This is a genomic window from Thermoplasmata archaeon, from assembly GCA_035632695.1.
Lineage (GTDB): Archaea > Thermoplasmatota > Thermoplasmata > RBG-16-68-12 > RBG-16-68-12 > RBG-16-68-12.
This window is the reverse complement of sequence record DASQGG010000100.1, coordinates 1-3,703: the sequence shown is the minus strand read 5'-3', so window position 1 is coordinate 3,703 and position 3,703 is coordinate 1. Positions and strand designations below refer to the sequence as shown.

Genomic DNA, 3,703 nt, shown 5'->3' with positions numbered 1-3,703 from the left:
AGTTCAATTCGCGCGCGCACGGGATGGGTGCGCTCAGTGGTACGTGTCGCTATCTACACTAGGGTATCGACCGAAGACCAAGCCAAGGAGGGCTTCTCCTTGGCCGCTCAGGAAGAGAGGCTCCGGGCGTACTGCCAGGCTCGCGGATGGGAGATCGCCGGCACATACCGGGACGATGGACATTCGGGGCGGACCGTGAAACGGCCCGCCTACCAGAAGATGATGGAGGAGCGCGCGGCCTGGGACACGATCCTGGTCCTCAAGATGGACCGGATTCACCGCAACTCGCGGCACTTCATGGAGATGATGGAGGACCTGGGCGGGACCGGGAAGGACTTCGTCTCCGCCACGGAGTCCCTGGACACGACGACGGCCATGGGGCGTTTCGTGATGGACATCATCCAGCGGATCGCCCAGCTCGAGTCCGAGCAGATCGGCGAGCGTGTCTACATGGGCATGTCCCAAAAGGCAAAGGCCGGCCCCGGGGTACTTGGCTTCCCCGCACCGCTGGGCTACGAGGTCCGGGAGGGCTCGCTCCATGTCAACACTCAGGAAGCGGGCATCGTGCGGAGCATCTTCGATCTAGCCTTGGCGGGGAAGACCATGGACGCAATCGCCGCTGAACTCAACCACCGCGGTATCAGGACGAAGCGGAATCGCGACTGGACCGCGGTCAAGGTGTATCGGATCCTGCACAACCCCGTCTACGCAGGTCATCTTCGGTGGGACCGGTTCGAGCGGAAGGCCGAGCACGAGCCCATCGTACCCGCCGCAACGTTCAATGCGGTGCAGCAAGCCATCCGAGCGCGCGCCCCGTTCGCCACCGCACACGAGCCGCCTCTGACCCTGGAGGCCTGAGGCGTGCCCGACGGCCGGTGCCAGCGGTGCTGGGGGACCAAGAATCTCGTGAACCACGAGGTCGACGCGAATCCCCGCGGCGATCCGACCGTGCGGAGGGAGAAGGTGATCCTCTGCAAGCACTGCGCGGACACGGCCCCGACGGACGGCCTCCTGTTCTGGGAAGTGTACATGCGGTTCGGATCCACCCGAGAGATGCTCCAGCACTACGGGGTGGACGACGAGGAGGAGGCGCTCCGTCGGCTCTGCATGGAAAGGAACCTCAACGAGCGCGAGGTCGTGCGTCGCGCACGCGGGCAGCAGAGCGCCGAGGCGCTCAACGCGGCCACGAAGAAGACGAATTCCTTCCTCGCCTACGCCAGCCCGTACGGCTACGACTACGTGAACGGAGCCCTCCAGATCCGCCCCGAGGAGGCACGGGTCGTGTCCATCATCTTCCGCCGCTACCTCGAGGGGAAGGGCATCGCCAAAATCTGCCAGGAACTGAACCGGGAGGGCTTCCGGACGAAGACGGGGCGGGCCTGGGCCAGCCAGACGATCGCGAACATCCTGAGCAACCCGGTGTATTGCGGCCTCTCTCGTCTGAACGGGGGGATCAAGCGCGGAAAGCACGAGGCGCTCATTGAGCTCGACACGTTCAACCGCGTCCAGTCCGAAATGCAGCGCCGGATCCGCCGCCCGGACCAGCGGAAGATGGAAGCGCCGCAACTGAAGCTCGAGGACTACGTCGAGTAACCTCGGCTTGGCTCCCGGACCGTGCCATGCTTCGAAATGCCATGGTGGACGAAGCAGCCTACTCCACATCACATCGCGGCCGCGACGCAACGGGTCCGTTTAGCAGCGGCAGGCAATTCCCAGTCCGGGTTGGAAGTTATAGTTGCTCAACCATAACTCTACGGATCGGGCTGGCCATTCCGAATCGGACACGTTCCTCGTCGGCTTGCAGAACGGGTTGCCTGGGAGGATCCGCGCGGGGGCCACCCGTGTCCGTGTCGCAAAACCAGGGAGAAACGACCCACTTTCGGGCTTCCGTGCCGTTTACGTTCGGTAGTCCGTATGTAAACGGGAGCCCGCGGTTTCCCGCCTTGACAACACATAGTTCTATACGCACGCATAGAACTATGGATTCGGCGAGCATCCGTGGCAAAGCGTGTCAAGGACATCACGACAATCCAGTTGAGCCCGTCGACGCGGGATCGCTTGTACCGGCTGAAGTTTCGGGCTACCTACGACGAGTTCCTGACCGAGCTCTGCGATCTGTACGAGTCTGCAAATCACGATGGACAGAAATAGTCATCCAAAGTTGAGTATAGCACAAACGTATAATTTGCATTACAGTCCGGATACAGCTATACTTTTCCAAGCTTGATGCAAAAAACGGGGTTTCCGCCACCCCGCTGCAAGAGTTATCAGGCGGGAGGGCGTTCCGTCGAACCTCCATGATCCCCTGGGTCGAGAAGTACCGACCGACCACCCTCGACGGGATTGTCGGGAATCCCGCCGCGGTCGCCGAATTGCGGAGGTGGGCAGACGGTTGGGTCCGGGGAAGGCCGGACAAGAAGGCGGTGATCCTGCAGGGGGACCCGGGAATCGGGAAGACGACCGCCGCACTGGCGCTTGGGCGGGACATGGGTTGGGCGGTCATCGAGATGAACGCCTCGGACAGCCGCAACGCGGAGGCGATCGAGCGGACCGCGACGCGCGGCTCCGTCCTGCAGACCTTCTCACCCACCGGCGAGTTCCTGCAGACCCAAGAGGGCGGGAGGAAGCTCATCATCTTGGACGAGGCCGACAACGTCTTCGGGCGGGAGGACAAGGGAGGGATCGCGGCCATCGTGAGGTTGATCCAGAACACGCGGCAGCCTGTGGTCCTCATCGCGAACGACTACTACGCCCTGACCCGGCGGTCCTCGTCCCTGAGGCGTTCATGCCGGACCATTAAATTCCAACGTGTTAACAGGGCCGCCATGAAAAGTCTACTTCGGGATGTATCCCGCAAGGAGGACATCCAGGTCGACGAGGATGTCCTGGACTTCGTCATCGAGCGCTCCCAGGGCGACCTGCGCTCCGCGGTCAACGACCTGGAATCCCTCGCGACCGGGAGGAAGGAGCTGCACGGCGATGCGACGGCAGCCCTGGGGAACCGGGATCGGGAGCGGACCATCTTCACGGCCCTGGAAGAGATCTTTCGATCGGGGGACGCGCGGCGTGCGCGAGACTCCGTGCTCGGGCTGGACGAGTCTCCCGAGGACTTGATCCTGTGGGTGGACCACAACCTGCCCTACGAGTACGGCACCCCGGGCGATCGAGTGCGCGGCTTCGAGCGCCTGAGCCGCGCGGACATCTACCTGGGGCGCGTCCGGCGTCGGCAGGATTATGGCCTCTGGTCCTTCGCGAGGGAGCTGATGTCCGCAGGGGTGGCCACGGCACGCCGCGACCGACCCCGCGGCGGTCAGCTCGGGTTTCCTCAGTACCTCCTTCAGATGTCCCGTTCCCGAGGCATGCGGATGGCCCGGAACTCCCTGGCCAAGAAGCTGGGCCACTACCTGCACACGTCCTCCGCGGTCGTCTTGAACGATATCCTGCCCGCCTTCAAGGGACTCTTCTCGGGCGACGAGGAACTCCGGGTGCAGATGACCGCAATGCTCGGGCTCGACGGAAAGGAGCTCGCCTACCTCCTCGACGAGGCCGAAGACAGCCATCCCGTGAAGCATCTCCTCGAGCGGGCGAGCCGCGTTGAGGGCGCCCACAAGGCCGCCGAGTCGGGCAGGTCCGGCCTCGCGAACTTCGAGGAGACCCGGGATGAAGACTGAGCCCCTCGCTGCGCAGCGGCGGTTGGTCGGGC

4 protein-coding genes are annotated in these 3,703 nt (G+C 63.8%); all 4 read left to right on the top strand.

The genetic code is table 11. The features are described from left to right. Positions 1-27 precede the first annotated feature (27 nt). The 4 genes from VEY12_07090 (at position 28) to VEY12_07075 (ending at position 3,671) form a co-directional block, all read left to right on the top strand. Complete coding sequence (locus tag VEY12_07090) at positions 28-858, top strand: recombinase family protein (protein ID HYM39893.1); 831 nt, start codon at positions 28-30, stop codon at positions 856-858. A gap of 3 nt (positions 859-861) precedes the next feature. Continuing rightward, positions 862-1,593, top strand: a complete 732-nt coding sequence (locus tag VEY12_07085; protein ID HYM39892.1) for a recombinase family protein — start codon at positions 862-864, stop codon at positions 1,591-1,593. A 405-nt stretch (positions 1,594-1,998) separates the two neighbouring features. After that, entirely contained in the window at positions 1,999-2,151 is a 153-nt protein-coding gene (locus tag VEY12_07080) for a hypothetical protein (GenBank protein ID HYM39891.1), read from the top strand. A 146-nt stretch (positions 2,152-2,297) separates the two neighbouring features. Continuing rightward, positions 2,298-3,671 (top strand): replication factor C large subunit, encoded by a 1,374-nt coding sequence (locus VEY12_07075; protein HYM39890.1) that lies wholly within the window; start codon positions 2,298-2,300, stop codon positions 3,669-3,671. Positions 3,672-3,703: the final 32 nt, after the last annotated feature.